The sequence below is a fragment of the Dolichospermum sp. UHCC 0259 genome, from assembly GCF_009711935.1.
In the GTDB taxonomy this organism is placed as follows: Bacteria; Cyanobacteriota; Cyanobacteriia; order Cyanobacteriales; family Nostocaceae; genus Dolichospermum.
In genome coordinates, this window is record NZ_VIKX01000301.1 from 1 (window position 1) to 18122 (window position 18122).

Annotated in this window: 15 protein-coding genes and 1 other RNA gene; 11 read left to right on the forward strand and 5 right to left on the reverse strand. The window is 39.9% G+C overall.

All coding sequences use genetic code 11. The features are described 5' to 3' along the window. Positions 1–241: 241 nt before the first annotated feature. The 4 genes from FJR05_RS24345 to FJR05_RS24360 form a co-directional block, all read right to left on the reverse strand. The gene (locus FJR05_RS24345; RefSeq protein ID WP_168646487.1) at positions 242–1396 is read right to left on the reverse strand and encodes an iron-containing alcohol dehydrogenase; all 1155 of its coding nucleotides are present in this window, start codon (positions 1394–1396) and stop codon (positions 242–244) included. A gap of 142 nt (positions 1397–1538) precedes the next feature. Further along, a complete protein-coding gene (locus FJR05_RS24350; protein ID WP_371416941.1) occupies positions 1539–1733 on the reverse strand; it encodes a Uma2 family endonuclease in 195 nt (64 codons plus the stop codon). A gap of 112 nt (positions 1734–1845) precedes the next feature. After that, the gene (locus FJR05_RS24355; protein WP_168646488.1) at positions 1846–5037 is read right to left on the reverse strand and encodes a DEAD/DEAH box helicase; all 3192 of its coding nucleotides are present in this window, start codon (positions 5035–5037) and stop codon (positions 1846–1848) included. 30 nt (positions 5038–5067) lie between these two features. Next, entirely contained in the window at positions 5068–5286 is a 219-nt protein-coding gene (locus tag FJR05_RS24360; RefSeq protein WP_168646489.1) for a hypothetical protein, read from the reverse strand. 72 nt (positions 5287–5358) lie between these two features. Here FJR05_RS24360 and FJR05_RS24365 point away from each other — a divergent pair, with 72 nt between their 5' ends. Continuing rightward, complete coding sequence (locus FJR05_RS24365) at positions 5359–6267, forward strand: serine/threonine-protein kinase (protein ID WP_168646490.1); 909 nt, start codon at positions 5359–5361, stop codon at positions 6265–6267. A 261-nt stretch (positions 6268–6528) separates the two neighbouring features. On the opposite strand, the gene FJR05_RS24370 is transcribed toward FJR05_RS24365, so the two are convergent. After that, positions 6529–6852: a hypothetical protein gene (locus FJR05_RS24370; protein WP_168646491.1), complete on the reverse strand. Its 324-nt coding sequence runs from the start codon at positions 6850–6852 to the stop codon at positions 6529–6531. 483 nt (positions 6853–7335) lie between these two features. Here FJR05_RS24370 and FJR05_RS24375 point away from each other — a divergent pair, with 483 nt between their 5' ends. From FJR05_RS24375 to FJR05_RS24425, 10 genes are all read left to right on the forward strand, one after another. Next, positions 7336–7824, forward strand: coding sequence for a pentapeptide repeat-containing protein (locus tag FJR05_RS24375; RefSeq protein WP_168646492.1), 489 nt, complete (start codon positions 7336–7338; stop codon positions 7822–7824). Next, complete coding sequence (locus tag FJR05_RS24380) at positions 7815–8975, forward strand: 5-(carboxyamino)imidazole ribonucleotide synthase (protein WP_168646493.1); 1161 nt, start codon at positions 7815–7817, stop codon at positions 8973–8975. The genes FJR05_RS24375 and FJR05_RS24380 overlap by 10 nt, the downstream gene beginning before the upstream one ends. 39 nt (positions 8976–9014) lie before the next feature. Then, positions 9015–9199: non-coding RNA, 6S RNA (gene ssrS / locus FJR05_RS24385), on the forward strand. 273 nt (positions 9200–9472) lie between these two features. Next, positions 9473–9934 (forward strand): ribosome maturation factor RimP, encoded by a 462-nt coding sequence (rimP, locus tag FJR05_RS24390; RefSeq protein ID WP_168646494.1) that lies wholly within the window; start codon positions 9473–9475, stop codon positions 9932–9934. 140 nt (positions 9935–10074) lie between these two features. Continuing rightward, positions 10075–11352, forward strand: a complete 1278-nt coding sequence (gene nusA, locus FJR05_RS24395; RefSeq protein WP_174783843.1) for a transcription termination factor NusA — start codon at positions 10075–10077, stop codon at positions 11350–11352. Positions 11353–11487: 135 nt separating this feature from the next. Next, positions 11488–11757 carry a YlxR family protein gene (locus FJR05_RS24400; RefSeq protein WP_168646496.1) on the forward strand — a complete coding sequence of 90 codons (270 nt, stop codon included), beginning with the start codon at positions 11488–11490 and terminating at the stop codon, positions 11755–11757. Positions 11758–12197: 440 nt separating this feature from the next. Further along, a complete protein-coding gene (infB, locus tag FJR05_RS24410) occupies positions 12198–15290 on the forward strand; it encodes a translation initiation factor IF-2 (protein WP_168646500.1) in 3093 nt (1030 codons plus the stop codon). A gap of 31 nt (positions 15291–15321) precedes the next feature. After that, positions 15322–15501 carry a hypothetical protein gene (locus FJR05_RS24415; RefSeq protein ID WP_168646497.1) on the forward strand — a complete coding sequence of 60 codons (180 nt, stop codon included), beginning with the start codon at positions 15322–15324 and terminating at the stop codon, positions 15499–15501. Between the two features lie 306 nt (positions 15502–15807). Continuing rightward, on the forward strand, positions 15808–16056 hold the full coding sequence (locus tag FJR05_RS24420; protein ID WP_168646486.1) for a hypothetical protein: 249 nt from the start codon (positions 15808–15810) through the stop codon (positions 16054–16056). A 397-nt stretch (positions 16057–16453) separates the two neighbouring features. After that, entirely contained in the window at positions 16454–18082 is a 1629-nt protein-coding gene (locus FJR05_RS24425) for a DUF1565 domain-containing protein (protein ID WP_168646498.1), read from the forward strand. The last annotated feature ends 40 nt before the right edge of the window (positions 18083–18122 follow it).

Genomic DNA, 18122 nt, shown 5'->3' on the forward strand with positions numbered 1-18122 from the left:
TTTTCTCCATAAAAGAGGCGCAAGAGCCGGAATTTACTAATTGTGGTTTTGATAAAATGCAGCACCATTACGCGCTCTTGGTGTTGACCTGATTTTAGTGATAATGAAGAATAGGAATATAATCCAGATCAGGAGGTAATCATACAATGGACAACATAGAACATCATATACCAATTTATCCGCAGAACCACTTAATGCAGGCCAGACAAACAATCAAAGGTCTGACCTGCGGATTTAACTTTTAAGCACAAAGAGCTAAAATCTGTTCCACAACTTGCGGGTTAACATCTTTATTTTCCCCCAAAGCCGTCATCCCATGTTTTTCTAAATTCTTGATAACTGCGGGAATAGTTTCTACTCCCACACCATAATCAGACAAATGAGTGCGAACACCAACTGATTCAAAGAAATCACGAGTTTTAGTAATTGCAGCATTTACCCGTTCTTCCTCCGAACCACCGACAATTTGCCAAACTCTATCTGCATATTGTAGAAGTTTTTGCCATTTGCGATCGCGTCTAATCGTCAAAGTTCCAGGTAACACAACCGCCAAAGTTTGAGCATGATCCATACCATGCAACGCTGTCAACTCATGGCCTATCATGTGAGTCGTCCAGTCTTGAGGCACACCAGTCGCAATTAACCCATTTAATGCCATTGTCGCCGACCAAACCAAATTTGCCCGCGCCTCATAATCTGTAGGATTAGCTAAAGTTTTTGGACCCTCGGAAATCAAAGTTTGTAAAATTGATTCAGCCATACGGTCTTGTAATGGTGCATTCACAGGATAGGTCAAATACTGCTCCATCACATGAGTAAAAGCATCAACAATACCATTGCCAATTTGCCGAGGAGGCAGGGAAAAAGTTGTTTCTGGGTCAAGAACCGAAAATTTCGGAAACACCAAGGGACTAGCGAAAAATAACTTTTCCTTAGTTTCCCATTTCGTCACAACTGAACTTGTATTCATTTCTGAACCAGTCGCAGGTAAAGTCAAAACCACCCCCATTGGTAAAGCCGCAGTTACTGGTGCGTGCTTTGCTAAAATATCCCAAGGGTCTCCCACAAAAGGAACAGCCGCCGCGATAAACTTAGTTCCGTCTGCAACAGAACCGCCACCCACAGCCAAGAGAAAATCAATCCCTTCTTTGCGGATTAACTCAACCGCCTGCATCAAAGTTTCAAAATGAGGATTAGGTTCAATACCGCCAAATTCAAATACATTTCTACCAGCTAATGCCGACTTGACTTGATCATAAACCCCGTTAGCTTTAATACTACCACCACCGTAGGTAATTAGAATTTTCGCATCTGTCGGGATTTCTGAACCAATATTAGCGATTTGACCCTTACCAAACAGGATTTTAACTGGGTTGTAAAAAACAAAATTTTCCATAACTTTAGTCACTCAAGAGAATTATATTTCATCTTAAGTATTGTAATCACTTTCTGGATTTTTGTGCCTGTACCAATAGAATGCTATTTTCCCACAATCTGATTAAAAGTTGGGGAATTGTGTCCCCGGCATTTTTATCAATTTAAACAAACAAACTACCAACAAGACAAACCAAATCAGAAAATAAGGGTGATGTCAATTCATCGTCAGCAAACAAGATTTCGATTAATATTAAAGTTGCCTTTTGCCAATCAACAATCCAATATTCCTGCAAACCCCTAGAAGCATAAAGTTCTAATTTCACTTCCTTATCCCGGCGTTCATTTTCACCACCCACAGAAAGAATGTTAAATGTCCATTATTTTCTCTTTTTTGAAATGAAATTCCACCAGGATAAGGCTTTTAATGATTTTAAACCAAGTTTTTCATACCAATAACCGAAGAACCCCTTAAACTTCATCTTCTTCAATGACTGCATTCCGGTCTAATATTAATAAATTACGAAGTTGATCTGTATCCATTTCCGTTAACCAATCTTCTCCTGCACCTACAACTTGTTCGGCTAATTGTTTTTTGCTTTCTATCATATCATTTATTTTTTCTTCTAAAGTTCCAGTACAGACAAATTTATGAACTTGAACATTACGAGTTTGACCAATTCTAAAGACTCTATCTGTGGCTTGATTTTCTACTGCGGGATTCCACCATCTATCAAAGTGAAAAACATGATTTGCCCTAGTTAAATTTAAGCCCACACCACCAGCTTTTAAAGATAAAATCATAATTGGTGGTCCTTGGGGGTCATGTTGGAATCTATCAATCATTTCTTCTCTTTGCTTTTTACTGGTACTACCATATAAAAAGAATATTTCTCTTCCTAATTGTTTTTCTAAATGCGGTTTGAGTAACTTACCCCATTCCGCAAATTGGGTGAAAATTAAAGCGCGGTCTCCTTCTGCTATCACCTCATCTAACATTTCCTCTAGTCTTTGCAATTTAGCAGAATGATGTTTTTCTAAACTTGCTAATTTTAAATATTGGGAAGGATGATTACAGATTTGTTTTAGCTTTACTAATAATCCTAAAATCATCCCCCGACGTTGCAAACCTTCCGCAGATTCAATTTCTACTAAAGATTCATCTACTAATTCTTGATATAGTGTAGCTTGTTCGGAAGTTAATCCACAAAAAACCGTCATTTCTTGCTTATCTGGCAAGTCTTGAATAATGTCTTTATCACTTTTTAAGCGTCGCAAAATAAAAGGTTGAACTAAGGAACGTAATTGATTTAAAGAAGCAGTATCACCATACTTTTCAATAGGCATAGCAAACCGTCTTTGGAAAAATTGTTTATTCCCTAAATAACCAGGATTGAGAAAATCTAAAATAGACCATAATTCTTGTAATCTATTTTCTACAGGTGTACCTGTTAAAGCAATGCGAAATGTAGTTTCTAATTGTCGGACTGCTTGTGATTGTTTAGCTTCGGAATTTTTGACATTTTGGGCTTCGTCTAAAACAATTATTTGCCATTCAACTGCTTTTAATAATTTAATATCGCGGTGAATCAATGAATAGCTAGTAATTACTATATCGTGTTTATTAACGGCTTCTGTAAATGCTTTACCTTTAGGACGTTTATCACCGTGATATTCTAGAACTTTAAGCGTCGGGGCAAACTTCTTTACTTCTTTTTGCCAATTGCCCATAACAGAAGTAGGACAAACTAAAAGCGTTGGTTTTTCTAATGCGTTTTGTTCTTGGAGATGAAGTAGGAAAACTATAAACTGCACCGACTTACCTAATCCCATATCGTCCGCTAAACAAGCGCCCAAACCCCATCTTTCTAAAAATGCTAACCAAGCTACACCTCTTTCTTGATAAGGACGTAATTCTCCTTGAAAACTTTTTGGTGTTGTTAAAGTTTGAATTTCTTGATTATTAGTTAATGCCCCAATTAATTCTTCCAATGCACCAGAAGCTTCAAAACTTACAACAGGTAATTTTTCAATTACTTGAGTATCTCCTTTACTAATGCGTAAAGCATCTTCTAAAGAAAGTGACATTTGTTCTTTGCGAGAGGTAAAAAAGGTTTGAGCAGTTTTAATATCTTGAGGACGCAATTCTACCCATTCCCCATTAATTTCGACTAAAGGACTATTTAATTTTACCAATTTATCAAACTGAGGTTTAGAAATTGTTTGTCCACCAATTGCTAAATTCCATTGAAAATTCAATAAACTTTGTAAACCCAAACGTCCCGATTTTTGTTGAGGAGTTTCCGCACTAATTTTTAACCCCAAACGATTTGCCCACCCTTCCCGATTTGCTAAACTAGGAGGTAAAATTACTCCTAAACCGCTATCTTCAAATCTCCAAGTTACAGCTTTGATAAAGTCATAAGCTTGTGTGGGGGTGAGATGACAAAATTCGGGAGATGCAGTTTCTAAACTGGGGGTAATGATGGGATACAATCGAGAAGCTAAACCCAAACCTCGCAAAAATGTTTCTTGAGGTTGTTCAATTGTCCGATTTTGATAAACTAATTTTTCTACAGGTTGATGCCAAATTGTCGCTGCGTCTATTAAAAATTCTGGGTTATCTGCGGCTTGGAGAAAATACTTTAAAATCCAATTTGGTTCTTCATTTTCTGGAGGCAGCAATTGAAAACAAGTTCTAAATAAAGCTTTGCCTGTAAGTTGATATTGTAAGGGTAAAGTCCAAGCTTTTAATGTAGTTTCTAAACGTTCTCCTCCTGCTAAATCAATTGTATTATTTGCATTAATTAATCCTTGTAACCATTGCTGTAATGCCACTGGTAAAGACATCATCATTCTAGGTTCAAGGGGAGATTGAGAACCAACCATTAACCGCAATTGATTATCTGTAATGCTATTGAGAAATGATAATATTAATTCTTGAGGTAATAATGGTAAATCAATGGCGATATTTTCCGTAGTTTGTTGATATGTGCGACAAACCAAAGGCATTTGTGAGGCGAATTTCTCTAACCTAGTGACATCTATTGCACTATCTAAAAGTACCTGCCATTTCGCCATTAAATTACTATCTTGTTTCTCAACAGTTGGTAGAAATTTACAACGAGAAATCAAATCTAAATGCCATCTGTAAATATGTACCCAAAAATGAATATCTGCTCCTAATAAAGCCGCTTTACTATCATTTGTACTCAAAGGTAAAGATGAGAGAAATTGAATTGCTAATGCTGGAGTGAGACAAAAACCATCAATTTTCCAAGGATGTAAATATTGTGGAGATGAGGAGTCTATATCCACGCTGACAGAATGAACTGGGGAAATTGTTGTAAGTTCTGATTTGTTATTTTCCACAAAATAAGTTGGTAAAGAAATTATTTGTGAATGAATAGGTGATTTTGTTTCTGTTGGTGGTTTACTTTTAAGTCTTTGTTTAGTATTAGGAGATGGCTGAATTAAATTAGCAATTGATAAATTAGATGATTCTAACCATTCATTTAATTCTACCGAGTTCATAGCCAATGGATGTAAATGAATCTCAGCAGATACTTCAGTCTGCACCTGTGAAGAACGCCAAGTTTCTCCCCAAATAAAGAAATAGCTATTTTGATGATTTATTATCCAAGTTCCGTGTAAAATCGCCATGTTTAAATATACTAATTATTTTTTAACTTGTTATGTCGCATCTTGACCTAAAGTAGAAGATACTGAATCTTTCCCTCCAACTTCAATAGTAACAAACCTTAGAGGTTGTTTGAAAAGTCTAAATTCATACATCTCTGGGCGACTGTAAGTCGCGGCTACACGGGCAAAACCTTGATTTTTTATTAGTCCACGAAAGTGGACTTTGTTTGTGTAGTAGCGACTTCCAGTCGCCGATAGCGTAGCTTTCACAGCCTGATTTTTAACAACCCCTACTTATAGTAAAATCAACATACACTATTATACTTATTTCCTCTTATAAATATGATTCCAAATTTCCAAGAACAAGGCTATCAGGTTATTAGAGAACTAGGACGCAACCGCGAAGGTGGTAGAATTACTTGGTTAGCAACAAATATTAACACAAGGCAACCAGAGGTAATCAAACAGTTTTGTTTTGCTCAAGCGGGTTCAAGTTGGTCTGGTTCAGAAGCCCACGAACGAGAAATACAGATACTTAAAGGATTAGATCATCCTGGTATTCCCAGTTATTTAAATTCTTTTGCGACAGATGATGGTTTTTGTCTAGTTCAACAATATATTAATGCTTCCACTTTAGCAGAAACTCGCAGTTTTTCACCCGAAGAAATTAAACAAATTGCTGTTAAGGTTTTAGAAATTCTTGTCTATTTACAAAATCGGATTCCGTCTGTAATTCATCGAGATATTAAACCAGAAAACATTTTAGTAGATGAACAAATCAATGTTTATTTAATTGACTTTGGTTTTGCTCGTATTGGTAGTCATGATGTGGCTGGAAGTAGTGTATTTAAAGGAACTCCTGGCTTTATTACCCCAAAGCAAATGTTTAAGCCAACAGACGCTACAAATTTGTATGCTTTGGGTGCAACTTTGATCTGTTTACTTACAGGAATTAAATCAACAAAAATAGATCAATTACAAGATGAAGATGATCCTTATTTGATTAACTTTCGTCATCTTTTACCTCGGTTGAGTTTGCGGTTTATCGGTTTGTTAGAAAAGATGGTACAACCGAAACAAAAAGAACGTTTTACTAATGCAGAAGCAGCTTTAGAAGCACTCAAACCACTTGATGTTATTCGTGTACCGGGAATTGATTTTAGTGAAACAATTTTGGAGTTTAAAGCGAACTGGTTGGGGGAAAAACTAACGCAAATTATCACTGTTTTTAACGGCTGGGGTGGTGGCTAAGACTATAACTTGGGCTATACCTTATTTCAAAATAAGTGATTATGTACTTTCTCTGCTGTGCAACTTGGGGGCTTTTCTTTGGTTTCGATATCGAGAGAGAAATTCTGTGTTTCAGGCTGTGGCTCTGGCTGAAGACTCATTCACAACTATACTCATACTACTCATATTAGGTTTTGGAATTAGTGTAGGAACAATCATAAAAACTACTCCTGTTAAACACAGTAAACAAAAGCAGTTTATATCAATTATTGAAACAAAAATTTAAACATCCTCTGGTTCAAACTGTGCCACAGTTACCGCATTAAACGCAAAAGACAAAACTAAAGGAATCGGGCATTTCCACCAAAAAGTATAAATCACTGCTAAAATAGTGGTGGATATGGCAGCACAAGCCCAGTAAATTTCCTGATTGGTTAAGCCGTTTTCTTCTTTAATTACTCTTAACACATTCATGGGGATTGGTTCTGGCATCACTCCTCCTGGAGGAAACGCCCAGTAGTTACCACGTCTTTCGACAAATAAATCTGTCCAGCCATTTTCTAAGCACCATGCTTCAATCCATTGAATAGAGTAATGATTTATCATATAAATACCAATTTTGTATTATTGATGTATGCTGTCCGTCAATTTTAATAACTTCAAGATTCTAAGTCAGATATAGCAGCAGTCAGTGATAAAAATCTTTGACTGGATAATTTTTCCCATAAAATTCTTACCTTATTTAAGTACATACTCGCTATAATCGTTGCTGATGATATTCAATTTCATGTCAACATTTAAATGTTTATCAAGTATTTTTAGGCATCAGAAAACCTCGCCCTATGACTAACTACAATATCAGTTTTTTTCACTACTAGACTTTAAAAGATAAAAAACTTTACTTGTCATCAAATTTAATGAATTATTGTAAATAGTAAAATCCTTCCTGGGTAATAATGCCATCTTTTTCCAGAATCAGCAACAGTTAGAATTTAGAAAAAGGAGTAATCACCAAAAACGTTATTACAAAATATTAACGTTTATGTAAAACTGAAATAATTATCAATCACTAATTGGGAATCATCAACTATGTTTTGGCAAAAGAGCTTAGGATTGATTTTGGGAATTATGCTTTGGTGCATCCCACAAACAGCATTAGCAGACTGGACTCACCCTTTATCATATAGTAATGCAGAACTGTCAAGACAAGACTTTTCTGGACAAAGCTTACAAGCTGCGGAATTTTCTAACGCTAACTTGGAAATGGCTAACTTTACAGGTGCGGATTTGCGAGGAACAGTTTTCAGCGCTTCAGTTATGACCAAGGCAAATTTACATGGAGCAGATTTAACCAATGCGATGATGAATGAGGTAAAATTAACGGGTGCTGATTTAAGTAATGCCGTTTTAATTGAAGCTCTTTTACTCCGCACTGTCTTTACAGATGTTAATATCACAGGTGCAGATTTTACAGAAGCAATTTTAGATAAAGCGCAAATTAAAGAGCTATGTCAAAAAGCCAGCGGTGTAAATTCTCAGACTGGTGTAGAAACTCGTGAGTCGTTAGGATGTCAATAAAACTTGGTATAATTGGTGGTGGACAACTGGCTTGGATGATGAAAGATGCAGCAAACAAGCTGGGAGTAGAATTAATAGTCCAAACTCCTAGTGCAAATGATCCAGCCGTATCTATTGCCCAACATAGCATTTTTGCCGCAGTTGATGATGCCGCAGCCACAAAAACTTTAGCAACAAAGTGTGATATCGTTACCTTTGAAAACGAGTTTGTGGATCTTGCTGCCTTATCACTGCTAGAAAAACAGGGTGTTTGTTTTCGTCCGACCTTAGCAGCTTTAGCACCTCTGTTAGATAAATATGAACAACGGTGCTATTTACGGGATTTAGGTTTACCAGTTCCCCAGTTTTTGGCATTATCAGGGGAAAAAGCGGTAGAATCTCAGATTGAAAACTTGGGGTTTCCGGTGGTTGTCAAAGCGAGAAGACATGGATATGATGGTCAAGGAACTTTTATCATTCCCGATTTTGCAACTTTATCAAAAATAGTTAATCAAAGTCATACCCAGTTTTTAGTCGAAGAATTTGTGCCTTTTACCAAAGAACTGGCGATAATTGCCGCACGTTCTGTAAATGGGGAAATTGTCATCTATCCAGCGGTAGAAACTCGCCAAGAAGAACAGGTTTGTCGGTGGGTAATTGCCCCAGCTAAAATCACCAAAGAGCAAAATTTAGAGATTGAAGCGATCGCCCATAAACTATTAACTAGCCTCCAATATGTAGGAGTCTGTGGCATTGAACTATTTCTCACCGCCGAAGGTAAAATCCTAATTAATGAAATAGCACCACGCACCCATAACTCTGGACATTTTTCCCTGGATGCTTGTGAAACTTCCCAATTTGAACTACATCTGAGAGCCGTGTGTAGTTTACCATTAACCAACACTAGATTACATTGTGCTAGTGCTGTGATGGTTAATTTGCTAGGATATGAAAGCAGCCATTGTGACTACCAGAAACAACGTCAACAACTGGCATCTATTCCCCAAGCTACTGTCCACTGGTACGGCAAAACAGAAGCTCGTCCAGGACGCAAACTAGGACATATCACCGTTCTACTAGACCAAGATCCTCTCAATGAAACAAGAGACATTGTACACAAAATTGAATCTATCTGGTATCCTCCAGCAAAAATTTGCCAAAAATTTCCCTAAATAAATACACAAACTATTTTTCAAAGCTATAATGAGTTAGTTGCACTACGACGATTGGTGACTGCCATCAAGTTTTTTGATCTATGTCTTTAACAACAAGGGAGCTAAACAATTCTCGTGGCAGTATACCGGGCTTGTACCCGGAAACTTTAAATGAGAACCCTCAGTTCCCACCTGGTTTAACCAGGTCATAAACTTAGGTAAAACGGCGTTGTGGTGAACTAAAAATTTTAGCTCCCTGGTTGATAAAACTGGGGAGCTTTACGATATTTGCCTAACATTTGGAGGCAAAAAGCAAAATACAGAAAGAAAAAGATTTTCCCAATGACCAATGACCAATGACCAATGACCATTTCTTCAAGTCTATCATGACTAACTGAAGAAATAAGCTACACTCATTTTAGGGGCGAACTAATGCAGTTCGTCACAATACTTCTTGGAAGATATCCCTATCGCAGGAAGTGGGTTGAAGCCCACTTTTTTTATTGAATTCTCCCATGACTCATCCTTTAATACCACAAATTGTTGATTTGGCGACACCAGTAGCCGCAGAACTAGGATTGGAAGTTGTTAGTATAGTTTTTCATACGAACCAAAGCCCCCCAGTCTTGCGAGTAGATATCTTTAATCCTTTACAGGACATTGGCCTGGATGATTGTGAAAGGATGAGCCGTGCCTTAGAAGCTTCATTAGATGCGGGAGAGATCATTCCAGACGCTTATGTATTGGAAGTATCCAGTCCTGGTATTTCGCGGCAACTGGTAACAGACAGGGAGTTTATTTCCTTCAAAGGATTTCCTGTAGTTATTTCCACTTCCCCACCCTACGAACAACAGCAAGAGTGGATAGGTCTATTGGTGCGTCGGGATGAAACCACAGTTTACCTGAATCAAAAAGGTCGGGTAGTAAAAATTCCCCGTGACCTCATTACCAAAGTACAAATAGATGAGCGTAGCTAATCAATTTTAGATTTTAGACTTTGGATTAGGGACTGGTAACTGGTAATTGGTAAGGAGTAATTGGTAGTGAAAAAACAATTACTTCTCACTAGTTATCTAATTGTGCTGACTAGCTTACATAAAATTTTAGGAGACTGCGTATGTCAATGGTGACTTTATCTGGATTAAAAGAGCTAATTGAAAGTATTAGCAAAGAACGAAATTTGCCACGTTTGGCTGTACAAGCGGCTATTAGAGAAGCCTTAATTAAGGGTTACGAACGTTATCGTCGCGCCCAAAATTTAGAACGCAGACAATTTGATGAAGAGTATTTTAATAACTTTGAAGTGGAATTGGATATAGAGGGTGAAGGATTTCGGGTTCTTTCCACCAAAACTATTGTTGAAGCAGTTAGTAATACTGATCATCAAATTTCCTTAGAAGAGGTACAGCAAGTAGCCCCTGAAGCTCAATTGGGAGATTCTGTGGTATTGGATGTCACCCCAGATCAGGGGGAATTTGGGCGCATGGCTGCTATGCAAACTAAGCAAGTATTGGCGCAAAAGTTGCGAGATCAACAACGTCAAATGGTGCAGGAAGAGTTTCAAGACTTAGAAGGCACGGTTTTACAGGCTAGAGTATTGCGATTTGAACGACAGTCTGTGGTTTTGGCTGTGAGTAGTGGATTTGGACAATCAGAGGTAGACGCGGAGTTACCCAAGCGAGAACAGTTACCCAATGATAACTATCGTGCCAATGCAACTTTTAAGGTATATCTGAAAAAGGTTTCCCAAGGACAACAACGGGGTCCACAGTTGATGGTATCCCGTGCTGATGCAGGTTTGGTAGTTTATCTATTCGCCAATGAAGTCCCAGAAATTGAGGATGAGGTAGTGCGAATTGTGGCTGTAGCGAGAGAAGCTAATCCTCCTTCTCGTTATGTGGGACCCCGGACAAAAATTGCTGTTGATACCTTAGATCGGGATGTAGACCCGGTTGGTGCTTGTATTGGTGCGAGGGGATCACGAATCCAGGTGGTAGTTAATGAATTACGTGGTGAAAAAATAGATGTGATTCGCTGGTCTCCAGATCCAGCTACCTATATTGCTAATGCTTTAAGTCCAGCACGGGTAGATGAAGTTAGATTGATGGACCCAGAAAGTCGTCAAACCCATGTTTTGGTGGCGGAAGATCAATTGAGTTTGGCTATTGGTAAAGAAGGGCAAAATGTGCGGTTAGCAGCCCGTCTGACTGGTTGGAAAATTGATATTAAAGATCAGGCTAAATATGATCAGGAAGCTGAAGATATCAAATTTGCAGCGGTGAGAGCGCAAAATCAACAACAAAATCATGAGGATGATCGGTCTTACCGAGAAGATGAAATGGCAGAGGAATTAGAATTGGATGAGGATAGATTTGACAATAACGAGGAAGATTAATTCCCAGTGTTGTCGGCACTAAGGATGGGGAGCAGGGGAGCAGGGGGGCAGGGGGGCAGGGGAGCAGGGGAGAAAAATATTCTTTTGCAACTGACCACTGACAACTGACAACTAACTTAATCTGGCAAAAGACTGATGAAACCGAACTATCGGCGTTGTATTAGTTGTCGTCAAGTCAACTTAAAACAAGAGTTTTGGCGGATTGTCCGCGTCTTTCCATCTGGAAAGGTACAATTAGATCAGGGCATGGGGCGTTCTGCCTATATCTGTCCGCAAGAGAGTTGCCTGCAAGTAGCTCAGAAAAAAAATAGACTAGGGCGATCGCTGCATGGGACAGTGCCAGACACAGTGTATCAAGCATTGTGGCAACGTCTAAATCACAGCGATCGCCAAAATCAGATTTAATGGTAACAACTAAAATTGCGATAATCTCTAAAGATATTATGACAAAAGCCGAACTATTCGCGCTCTGACCATAACCTTTAGTATCGCTCAAGTTAGTGCCAAAATAGTAAATGGATGTAACTGTGCTTTCTCGATCTCCTTTTTTTGTGAGATCCAAGGCATTACTCCCAACAAGTTTTTTTTTGATTGTATTGTGGAAGACTCACAAATCAGCAAAACAAAAAAACCAAAAATGGCAACCTGGTAGCGTCAAATCGCAGTTCTGCATCAACCATCATTCTTGGTGGAGATGTCAGTATTAACCCGAAACATCTCTCTTTCCTAACTGGAGGCACCGGCAATATCACCAAGGGCAACCGAAAAAACAGTGATCAAAGGGTGGAGATGTCACAAACCAGGCAACCATCCATTAAAACTGTAAATTAGAGGGGAAAGAGTGGATGAACAACGGAAAAGTTAGAATCTATGACTTATCAAAGGAATTGAATTTGGACAATAAAGAGCTACTAGCAATTTGCGATCAGCTTGATATTGCGGTCAAAAGCCATAGTAGTACGATTTCCGAATCGGAGGCTGAACAAATTCGTAGCGCTGCCGAAAAAGTTGTTGCTGCGAACTTAGTCTCCAAAAAGGAACAGAGTACAAACGGCCATAAACCAAATTCATCCGCAAACCGTCCCAGCGCCAATCACAAACAGCAAATTCTAGAAATTCGCAAACCGAAAATATTGAGAAACACTACTACCAACTCACCAGAGACTTCAGTTGCTACTGACGCTACTGAGGCGGCTAATAGTCCTGCACCTCCACGGCCTTTCGCTACACCTGTCTCATCTATGAAGCCGACGGCACCAACTCGACCAGTTCCCCGGAATCAATCCGAGACTCCCCTCAAACCTAATCCTACCCAACCGGAACAGGCATCCAATCCTCAATCAGTGGTGGAAAAGGTAGGAGGGGAAAAACCAGAGAAGATATCTACTCCTAGACCTAAACCAGAGAAACCGCAAAAACCCCAATTGGTTTCTCCCCCGGCCAGAGTAGATGACACAAAATCGCCAGAAACACCGGTAGTCGGAACATCGGAAAAACCTCTGCTCAAACGCGATCGCACCCAGCGAGTCGAGGAAGACAGGCAACCAGTTAGAAGTAAGGTTAATAAACCCTCATCTGACCAAGGTTCACCATCTGCACCACCTAAACCTAGTCGGGCTAATGCAGCAGCACCGACCAGACCAGAACAACGCAGTGGCAGACCATCCGTTGGCGGTGATATCCAACGCCCTAGACCTGCACGCCCCGGTGAACCAGCAGCCATTCCTACGGCAACTCCACCCCGGCATAATGCTGGCGGCGCGAAAAAAGAATCATTGGATGAAACACCAATTGCGCCCGATCTGCTCGATTTAAAACGCCCTACACCCCCGCGTTTGAACAAAGGTGGGAAGAAATGGCAAGAAGAAGAAATCATTGATGAAATCAAAGAAAAGGCTAAGATTGGACCCAAGGGTAAACGGGTTAAACCAATCGTAGAAGATGATTTACTCGATGAAGATGATTTAGATGAAAACGGTCTAGAAATTTCCACAACCGTCCAAGCTAGTCTTTCCATTGCCCGTCCTCCCAAACCAAAAGGGACTCGTACTGGTGCGCCAACTGTAGCGGTTGTAGCTGCTCCTACTACCAGAGGCAAAAAATCTAGTTCTTCCCGCGACCACAATCGTCGTCAAGAAAATGTCGAGCAAAAACCAGATCGTCCAGCTACACTGGCTGTCACTGGTCCATTAACAGTCCAAGAGTTAGCTGATGCCTTAGTAATTGCCGATACAGAGATTGTCAAAATCCTGTTTATGAAAGGCATGGCCGTCAGTATCACCCAAAATCTGGATATTCCCACTATTACTCTAGTCGCCAAAGAACTAGAAGTAGAAGTCGAAATCGTCGAACGCGAGGCTGAAGCCCGGAAAGTCACGGAAATGATTGACGTGGCCGACTTGGATCACCTGATTCGTCGTCCTCCAGTTGTCACCATCATGGGTCACGTAGATCACGGTAAAACTACCCTGCTCGACTCAATTCGTAAAACCAAAGTTGCTTCTGGAGAAGCTGGCGGTATTACCCAGCATATCGGCGCATATCATGTTGATATCGTCCATGAAGGTAAACCACAGCAGATTGTTTTCCTCGATACTCCTGGTCACGAAGCCTTCACTGCCATGCGTGCCAGAGGAGCTAGGGTGACAGATATTGCCGTTTTAGTCGTAGCTGCTGATGACGGTGTTCGTCCCCAAACCATCGAAGCTATTAGCCACGCTAAAGCTGCTGATGTTCCCATTGTTGTTGCTATCAACAAGATTGATAAAGAAGGCGCACAACCAGAGCGGGTTAAACAGGAACTCACAAATTACGGTCTAACTGCCGAAGATTGGGGTGGTGAAACCATCATGGTTCCCGTTAGTGCCATTAAGGGCGAAAATCTCGATACCCTCCTAGAAATGATTATGTTGGTGTCGGAAGTAGCCGAACTATCCGCTAATCCAGATCGGGTCGCAAAAGGAACAGTCATTGAGGCTCATTTGGATAAAGCGAAAGGTGCAGTTGCTACCTTGCTGATTCAAAACGGTACTCTCCACGTGGGAGATATGCTGGTCGCTGGTTCAGCCTTCGGTAAAGTCCGAGCTATGGTCAATGATCGCGGTAAGCGTGTAGATGTCGCTAGTCCATCCTTTGCTGTGGAAGTATTGGGTTTAAGTGATGTCCCTGCTGCTGGTGATGATTTCGAGGTCTATGAAAACGAAAAAGAAGCTCGTTCTATAGCCAGCGATCGCGCCGATAAGCAACGTCAGTCTCGATTGTTACAAGGTCGTGTCACCCTCACCACCCTGTCAGCGCAAGCACAAGAAGGCGAGTTAAAAGAACTCAACCTCATCCTCAAAGGCGACGTACAAGGTTCTGTGGAAGCCATTATCGGCTCTCTGCGCCAAATTCCTCAAAACGAAGTCCAAATTCGGATGCTCTTGGCTACGGCTGGAGAAATCACCGAAACAGACATAGACTTAGCTGCTGCCAGTAACGCTGTGATCATTGGTTTCAACACCACCTATGCCAGTGGTGCTAGACAAGCTGCTGATGACGCAGGTATAGATGTTCGGGAATACAACATCATCTATAAACTCTTGGAAGACATCCAAGATGCTTTAGAAGGTCTCCTCGAACCAGAATTGGTGGAAGAACCTTTGGGACAAACAGAAGTCCGCGCTGTCTTCCCAGTTGGTCGTGGTGCTGTAGCCGGTTGTTATGTGCAATCAGGTAAACTCGTTCGCAACTGTAAAGTGCGCGTCCGTCGTCACAATAAGGTAGTTTATGAAGGTGTTCTCGATTCCCTCAAACGGATGAAAGAAGATGCCCGTGAAGTCAACGCAGGTTATGAATGTGGTATCGGCATTGATAAATTCCATGACTGGGTGGAAAATGACATCATTGAATCCTACCAATTGGTAACTAAACGTCGGACTTTAACTATGACTAAGTAGTGACGTGCATCCAGCGTTGAGTGCTGAGTTGATGAGTGTTGAATTGAGACTGTTTCGAGTTCAACACTCAAATAATGTAAACTCAGCACTCCGTTTAAAGGAGTCAGGAGTCAGGAGTCAGGAGTCAGGAGGAAGAAACGAAGAAAGAAGGAAGAAGGAAGAAAGAAGAAAGAAGAAAGAAGAAAGAAGAAGTAAAACCCTGTTCTCGTAAGAGTTTCATTATTTATTGATGTCTTAACACCCTGGGTTGGCTATAAATTTAAAAAAATTCTCTGTTTAATTAAGAACAAGTTGTTTTAGAAATTTATCGCAGAAAATTCTGCATTTAGTAATGAATGAGACAGAATTTTCCTGTATAAAACCATTATCTTAAAAACAGATTAAACAAAAATTTTCAATTTTAGGTTTGGGTGACTAGATTTACGTCTTTCTCTGGAATATGAAATAAATTATCAATCTGAAATCTAAAATCCCAAATTGTCTAACTCTGGAAGTGAACAACAAGGAATGAGGAATTATGGCTCAATTTCCAACTTCTAGCAACTACGCACATAGTACCGACAACAAAGGCTATGTCAATGGTGAGCGTATAAATCATCAACTGTCTGCTAATACTCAATTTTGGCATAACCTGAAATACGTGATTTCTGCTAGTTCCGGTTTTCAAAGATGGCAATTAGAATGTAATGCCCAATTACAAAGTTTACGTCTAGATCAGCAAGTCCAAATGTATTTAAGAGAGACTTTAGAAACTTTAGCTTATTAACCCTTTGACAAAACAAATATTTACCACCTGTTTGTAGCAAAAACTTTGAGGATAAGAAATCTTATCCTCAATTTTTATGTATAACAGGGAACAAGGATCATAATTAGGGCTTGCTGATAGCGTAGCGTGGCGTTTTCAAAATGAGAATTGCTGAGGGAACAGGGAACAGGGAACAGAAAAATAAATTGTGTAATTAATTCCGTCCCATTACTTATCTCCTTCTAATTCTGACTCCTGACTCCTGACTCCTCCCATACATTATTTTTTTCAGGATAATTTTAGCTGCATAAGTGCTAATCATCAGGTATAGTTTGTCATAAGTTTTGCAGATGAATATCTGTTACCTTACACTCTTGTGAAAGTACCATAATTAAAAGCACATAATTCAGTAAAAAAAATGAAAAATCAGGGTTTTCACATTTCTCGTTTATCTTTACAAACCAGCCTCACCGCTTTGTTCTTAGTTGCTGGTAGTTCTACTCTCATACCTAGTCAACTTAAAGCTGGTGCGTCCCCAACCTTAACAGCCCAAGTACCAGCTAGTGGGACTATCATTTACGTTAACTCTGCCACTGGACAAGATACTTCCGGCAATGGAACTACAGAAGCCCCCTATAAAACCATCACCTTTGCTCTTTCTAAAGCTCAATCAGGCACGATAGTTCAAGTTGCCCCTGGTAGCTATACTAAGGATAAGGGCGAAACATTCCCCCTAGTCCTCAACCCAGGAGTAACACTTCAAGGTAATGAATCCAACAAGGGTGAGGGAACATTAATTATCGGTGGTGGTTATTACACCAGTCGTACTTTTGCGAGACAGGATATTACACTGTTAGCCAACAATAACAGCACTATTACAGGTTTAACTTTTACCAACCCCAATTCACGGGGAACGGCTGTATGGGTAGAATCCACTAACCCTGTCATCAAAAATAGTACCTTTATTAACAGCATCAGAGAAGGGATTTTTGTGACAGGTACGGGAAATCCCCAAATTGAAAATAACATCTTTTTGCAAAATAAGGGCAATGGAATTTCCGTAGCTAAATCGTCTCAAGGTGTGATTCGTGGCAACTTATTTCAAGATACTGGTTTTGGTGTAGCGATTGGTGGTAGTTCCACACCGTTATTAGAAAGTAACAATATCACCCAAAATACAGACGGTCTTTTTATCTCGGAAACGGCAAAACCCATACTTCGTAAAAATGCCATTCGCAGTAATAAACGGGATGGTATTGTCGCTACTATTAATGCAGTTCCTGACTTAGGTACGAATGAAAATCCTGGTGGTAATCTTATCCGTGATAATGGTCGTTATGACCTGAACAATGCAACTAAAACTGGCAAAATTATCGCTATTGGTAACGATATCAACGAGAAGCGGATTTTTGGTGCTGTGGATTTTGTTGCGGCTACGGTGACTACACCTACTGATGGTAATACTGCGTTTAAAGATGTGCAAGCAGGTTACTGGGCAAAAGCTTACATTGAAGCTTTAGCTTCTCAAAATATTATCGCTGGTTTTCCAGATGGTAGTTTTAAACCTAATGAACCTGTAACTCGCGCTCAATTTGCTGCCATTATTAATAAGGCTTTCAAACCTTCATCAACACGCACAGCAATCACTTTTAAAGATGTAAGAAGCAATTATTGGGCTTATAGTGCTATTCAAACTGCTTCTAGTAGTCCGTTCCTGTCTGGTTATCCTGATTTAACTTTTAAACCGGAACAACAAATTCCTAGAGTGCAAGCAATAGTCGCTTTAGCTAATGGTTTGGGTTTAACTGCGACTACCCAAACTGTGATTAACTTCTATACTGATGCTAGTCAAATTCCTAGTTATGCAATTGGTCCAGTAGCAGCGGCAACTTCACGGCAATTAGTCATTAACTATCCTAATGTTAAAGAGCTTGCACCGCAGCGCCAAGCAACCAGAGCCGATATTGCAGCTTTTGTGTATCAAGCCCTGGTTAATGCTGGTCGTGTTCAACCCATTAATTCTCCCTATTTGGTAACTGGTAAGTAGTCAGGGGTAGAGGGCAGGGGAGCAGGGGAGCAGAGGGGCA